The 5,327-nt window shown below is 70.2% G+C and carries 5 protein-coding genes and 1 pseudogene; 4 read left to right on the forward strand and 2 right to left on the reverse strand.

Annotated elements, in window-relative coordinates; translation table 11 throughout:
- Positions 1-12: 12 nt before the first annotated feature.
- The 4 genes and pseudogenes from deoA (at position 13) to AC3XYG_RS34400 (ending at position 3,565) form a co-directional block, all read left to right on the forward strand.
- A pseudogene (deoA, locus tag AC3XYG_RS34385) lies at positions 13-1,242 on the forward strand (thymidine phosphorylase).
- A 28-nt stretch (positions 1,243-1,270) separates the two neighbouring features.
- The gene (locus AC3XYG_RS34390; RefSeq protein ID WP_489144396.1) at positions 1,271-2,200 is read left to right on the forward strand and encodes a DMT family transporter; all 930 of its coding nucleotides are present in this window, start codon (positions 1,271-1,273) and stop codon (positions 2,198-2,200) included.
- Positions 2,200-3,198: an adenosine deaminase gene (locus AC3XYG_RS34395; protein ID WP_489144392.1), complete on the forward strand. Its 999-nt coding sequence runs from the start codon at positions 2,200-2,202 to the stop codon at positions 3,196-3,198. The genes AC3XYG_RS34390 and AC3XYG_RS34395 overlap by 1 nt, the downstream gene beginning before the upstream one ends.
- Positions 3,199-3,217: 19 nt before the next feature.
- Positions 3,218-3,565: a RidA family protein gene (locus AC3XYG_RS34400; RefSeq protein ID WP_489144393.1), complete on the forward strand. Its 348-nt coding sequence runs from the start codon at positions 3,218-3,220 to the stop codon at positions 3,563-3,565.
- 63 nt (positions 3,566-3,628) lie between these two features.
- Here AC3XYG_RS34400 and lepB read toward each other — a convergent pair whose 3' ends face one another.
- Positions 3,629-4,402 carry a signal peptidase I gene (gene lepB, locus AC3XYG_RS34405; RefSeq protein WP_489144394.1) on the reverse strand — a complete coding sequence of 258 codons (774 nt, stop codon included), beginning with the start codon at positions 4,400-4,402 and terminating at the stop codon, positions 3,629-3,631.
- A gap of 83 nt (positions 4,403-4,485) precedes the next feature.
- A complete protein-coding gene (locus AC3XYG_RS34410) occupies positions 4,486-5,208 on the reverse strand; it encodes an SDR family oxidoreductase (protein WP_489144395.1) in 723 nt (240 codons plus the stop codon).
- Between the last annotated feature and the right edge of the window lie 119 nt (positions 5,209-5,327).

The following is a 5,327-nucleotide window of genomic DNA, read 5'->3' on the forward strand; positions in this document are numbered from 1 at the left end:
ACCCACGGCTCGGTGACTGAAGGCCAGATCGCGGCGCTTGCGATGGCGATCTTCTTCCGCGGCATGGAAATGCCCGAACGGGTCGCGCTGACCGAGACGATGCGCGACTCGGGCGCAGTGCTCGACTGGACCGGGCTCGAAGGCCCGGTGCTCGACAAGCATTCGACCGGCGGCATCGGCGACAAGACCAGCCTGATCCTGGCCCCGATCGTCGCCGCCTGCGGCGGCTTCGTGCCCATGAACACCGGCCCCGGCCTGGGCCACACCGGCGGCACGCTCGACAAGATGGATTCGATCCCGGGCTATGTCAGCCAGCCCTAGACCGACCTGCTGGAGCGGGTGGTGCGGTCGGCCGGCTGTGCCGTGGTCGGCGCCACTCGTGACATCGCCCCGGCCGACCGCCGGATCTATGCCATCCGCGACGTCACCGGCACGGTCGAATCGATCGACCTGATCACCGCCTCGATCCTGTCGAAGAAGATGGCGGCAGGCCTCGGCGGTCTCGTGATGGACGTCAAGTTCGGCACCGGCGCCTTCATGAGCGATATCGGCGATGCGCGCGCTTTGGCCCGGTCGATCGTCGACGTCGCCAATGGCGGCGGCCTGAAGACCACGGCGCTGCTGACCGACATGAACCAGCCGCTGGGCCGCACCGCCGGCAATGCGGTCGAGGTGCAGGAAGCGGTCGATTTGCTGACCGGCGGGCCGCGCGACGAACGGCGGTGGGAGGTGACGGCGCAGCTGACGGCGGAGCTGTTGGTGATCGGCGGGCTCGCCGCCGATGCCGCTGCGGCGCGGATCAAGGTCGACCATGCCCTGGCCAGCGGCGCCGCCGCCGAACGCTTCGGCCGCATGGTCGCGGCGCTGGGTGGCCCGGCGGATATCCTGGAGCGGGCATCCCGCCATCTGCCCAAGGCGCCGGTGGTCCGGCCGATCGTGGCGGAGCGGGCCGGCGTCGTCGCCGCGGTCGACGCAAGGGCGATCGGCGTCGCCATCGTCGCGCTCGGCGGCGGGCGCACCCGGCCGGAGGATGGCGTCGACCACGCCGTCGGCCTGACCGAGATCGCCGCGATCGGCGAGGCGGTGGGGCCGAAGGGGCCGCTGGCGCTGCTGCATGCGCGCGACCAGGCCGCGGCCGACCGGGCGGAGGCGGCGATCCGCGCCGCCATGGCCGTGGCCGACACCGCACCGGCGGATGTCGAGTCCAGCCGGCCGCCGCTCGTCGCCGAACGGATCGCCTGACGCGATGGGGACGGGGGCCGTGTCCACGATGCAGGTCGCCCGGCAGTCGCCGGTGCAGGGCATCGCCCTCTATGCCGGCGGCGTCTTCATCCTGTGCATCATGGACGCCATGATCAAATGGCTGTCGGCCGATTACCCGATCGCCCAGATCGTGTTCTTCCGCGCCTCGATCGGCTTGATCCCGACCCTGGTGATGCTGTATCGGCCGCCGGGGATCAAGGCGCTGCGCACGGGCAAGATCGGGGCCCATCTGCTGCGCGGTGCGGTCAGCGTCATCGGCACCTTCGGCTTCTTCTGGGCCTTCGCGGTGATGCCGCTGGCCGACGCCTATGCCATCGGCTTCGCCGCGCCGATGTTCATCACCGCGATGTCGGTGCCGCTGCTGGGCGAACGGGTCGGTCCCCGGCGCTGGCTGGCGGTGCTGGTCGGCTTCATCGGCGTGCTGATCATGGTGCGGCCGGGCGGCGGCGGCACCTTCGGTGGCGGTGGCGCGGTCGCGCTGCTGGCCACAGCCGCTTATGCTTTGTCGATGGTGCTGATGCGGCTGTACAGCCGGACCGAGACCAACGCCGCGATGATCTTCTATTCCACCATCGTCATCGTCGCCGTCGCCGCGGTGCAGATGCCCTTGATCTGGGTGACGCCCACCTGGGCGGATGCCGGCCTGCTCGCCGTGCTCGGCCTGCTTGGCGGCATCGGCGCGATCATGATGGCGCAGGCCTATCGCGTCGCCACGCCGTCGATCGTGGTGCCGTTCGAATACACCGGCATGGTCTGGGGCGTCGGCCTGGGCTTCCTGATCTGGGGCGACGTGCCGGATCTGTGGATCTGGGTCGGCTCGGTGGTGGTCATCGGCAGCGGCCTGTATATCCTGCACCGCGAGACCCGGCACGGCGCCCCGGCGTCGCCGCCGGCGGCAGCGGTCAATCCGGCGGGCGACAGCGGGGCGACGACCTGATGATGGAGAAAGCGACGATGCTGCCGAAGGCGGAGCTTCACCTGCATCTGGAAGGGGCGGCCAGCCCGGACCTGATCCGCCGCCTGGCGGCCCGGCACGGCATGGCGCTGCCGGCGGACCTGTTCAACGCGGCGGGCGACTTCGCCTGGACCGATTTCCTGCACTTCCTGAAGGTCTATGACGCCGCCAGCACGGTGATCCGGACCGAGCAGGACTATCGCGACGTCACCTACGAATACCTCAAGGCCTGCGCCGCCGAGGGCGCGATCTATGTCGAGCTGATGTCCTCGCCCGACCATGCGGCGGCCGCCGGCCTGTCCTACCAGGGCCATCTCGACGGCATCGTCCAGGGCATCGAGGATGCACGGGCCGAGACCGGCATCGAATCCCGCATCATCGTCACCTGCGTCCGCCACCTCGGCGCGGAACGGGCGGTCGAGGTGGCGCGCGCCGCGGTGCGGCACCAGCATCCCCTGGTCACCGGCTTCGGCATGGGCGGCGACGAGGCCGGCTTCCCGCCGCAGCTGTTCACCCAGACCTACCGCATCGCCCATGACGAGGCCGGGCTGGCCTGCAACGTCCATGCCGGCGAGGCGGCGGGGCCGGACAGCGTCTGGGCGGCGCTGCGCCTGCCGGTCGGCCGCATCGGCCATGGCGTGCGCTCGATCGAGGACCCCGCCCTGGTGCGGGAACTGGCCGACCGCCAGATCGTGCTGGAGGTCTGCCCGACCAGCAACATCGCCACCAAGGTCTATCCCGATTATCGCGCCCACCCCCTGCGCCAGTTGATGGCGGCCGGGGTGAAGGTGACGCTGAACAGCGACGACCCGCCCTATTTCGCCACCACCATCGGCCATGAATATGCGGTGGCGGAGGCGCAATTCGGCCTCGACGAGGCCGCGCTGCGGCAGATCACCCGCACCGCGCTGCAGGCCGCCTTCGTCGACGAACCCACCCGGGCGCGCCTGCTGGCCCGCTTGGTCTCTGACCAACCCTGAGGAAGAAGGAAGAACTGACATGACCATCAAGCGCATCGGCGTCGGCCCGCGCATGAGCGCCGACGTCATCCATGACGGCCGGGTGTTCCTGGCCGGCCAGGTCGCCGACAACACGGCGACCGACGTGACCGACCAGACCCGCCAGATCCTGGCGGCGATCGACGGCATCCTGGCCGAGGCCGGCACCGACAAGACCAAGCTGCTGACCGCCAACATCTGGCTGGCCGACATCGCCGACTTCGCGGCGATGAACGCGGCCTGGGACAAGTGGGTTTCGCCGGGCAACACCCCGGCCCGCGCCACGGTCGAGAGCAAGCTGGCCGGCCCGGAATACCGGGTCGAGATCCAGGTCACCGCGGCGATCTGACAATCGTTTGAGGGTTGGGTTCGCTGCGGCGGACCCAACCCGCAGAATTCACCGATCGGTCGGTCAGTCGATGGCCGACAGGAACCGGTCGAAGCGCAGCCCGGACGGCCAGGTCCACACCGGCTGCGACCGCCGGCCGAGATCCCAGGACACCACCACCGCATCGGCCTGGCCGACCAGGTTGTCGACCGGCAGCAGGCCGACCCCGCCGGCTGCGACCGACAGGCGGCTGTCGGCGGAATTGTCGCGGTTGTCGCCCATGACGAACAGGTGGCCGGCCGGGACCGTCACCTCCGCCATGTCGTCCAGCGGTCCATGCGCATCCAGCTTGAAGATCGAGTGGCTGACCCCGCCGGGCAGGGTCTCGACGAAGCGGGCGGCGGGCTGGGGGCTGCCATCCTCGCGCTCGGCCATGCCGTCGCCATCCGACCGCAGCGCCACCTCTTCGCCATTGATCCACAGGCGGCCGGACCGCATCGCGACCCGGTCCCCGGGCAGGCCGATTACCCGCTTGACCCAGGTCTGCGACGCGTCGCCGGGCCAGCGGAACACCACCACGTCGCCGCGCGCCGGCACCTTGCCCAGCACCCGGCCGGTCCCCGGCAGGGTCAGGCCGAAGGGCAGCGAGGCCGTGCCGTAGCCATAGGCGTATTTCGCCGCGATCAGCTCGTCGCCGATCATCAGCGTCGGCTCCATCGAGCCGGAGGGCACATAGAACGGCTCCGCGATCGCCGCCTTGGCGACGGTGATGAGCAGCAGCAGGCCGGCGAGTTCGGCCGCGCCTCTCAGCCAGCGCCGCGCCGTGCCGGCCGTCCGTGGGGTGGTGTCGAGCGCCATGAATACATGTCCGGGACCAGGTCGGGCGGAGCTTTGCGCCGCGCCTGGCCCCGGTAAAGTTACGAATGGGACATGATTTCCGGTCAGGCGCCCAGGCTGATGCCGCCATCGCACAGCAGGGTGTGTCCGGTCATGTAGCCATTGCCGATGACGAAAGCGATGGCATCAGCCACTTCCTCCGCCCGTCCGGCGCGGCCGGCAGGGATCTTTTCGGCATAGGCGGCGAAGGTCGCCTGCTTCCCGTCCTGCGGCAGGAAGTCCCACCACGGCGTGTCGATCAAGCCGGGTGAAATGGCGTTGACCCGCAACGGCTTCAGCTCGGCGGCCAGGATGCGGGCGACGGTCTCGATCGCGCCGTTGATCGCCGCCGCGCCGGCCAGCCCGGGCGTGGACATATGGGCGCTGGCGGCGGAGACGAAGGTCAGCGTGCCGTCGCGGCGCAGCCGGGGCAGGGCGGCCTGGACGCAGGCGAGATGCGCCCAGAACTTGCCCTCGAAGGCCTGGCGCAGCGTGCCGAGGTCCAACTCAGCGAAGGGGCCGAACACGCCCTGGCTGCCGCCGAGGGCGAGCACGAGATGGTCGAAGCCGCCGATGCGGTCGAAGGCCGGGGCGATCGCTGCGGGATTGGCCGCGTCGAGGATGATCGTCTCCAGCCCGCCATCCGCCTGGGCACGGGCGGCCAGCTTGTCGGGGTCCCGGCCGGCGATGGTGACGCGCATTCCGTCGGCGTGCAGTCGGCGCGCCGTGGCGAGGCCGATGCCGGAGGAGCCGCCGATGACGACGGCATGGATCTGGGGAATGGACATGAGGTGCTCCTGCGTGGGGACGACGCGACGATGAGCGCCCGCCAAACCGGCAAACAGGACCGGCTTTATCCTGGTATTGATCCTGATATGATCCCGGGATGACGATGACCGACCAGGCC

The organism is Inquilinus sp., from assembly GCF_057815775.1.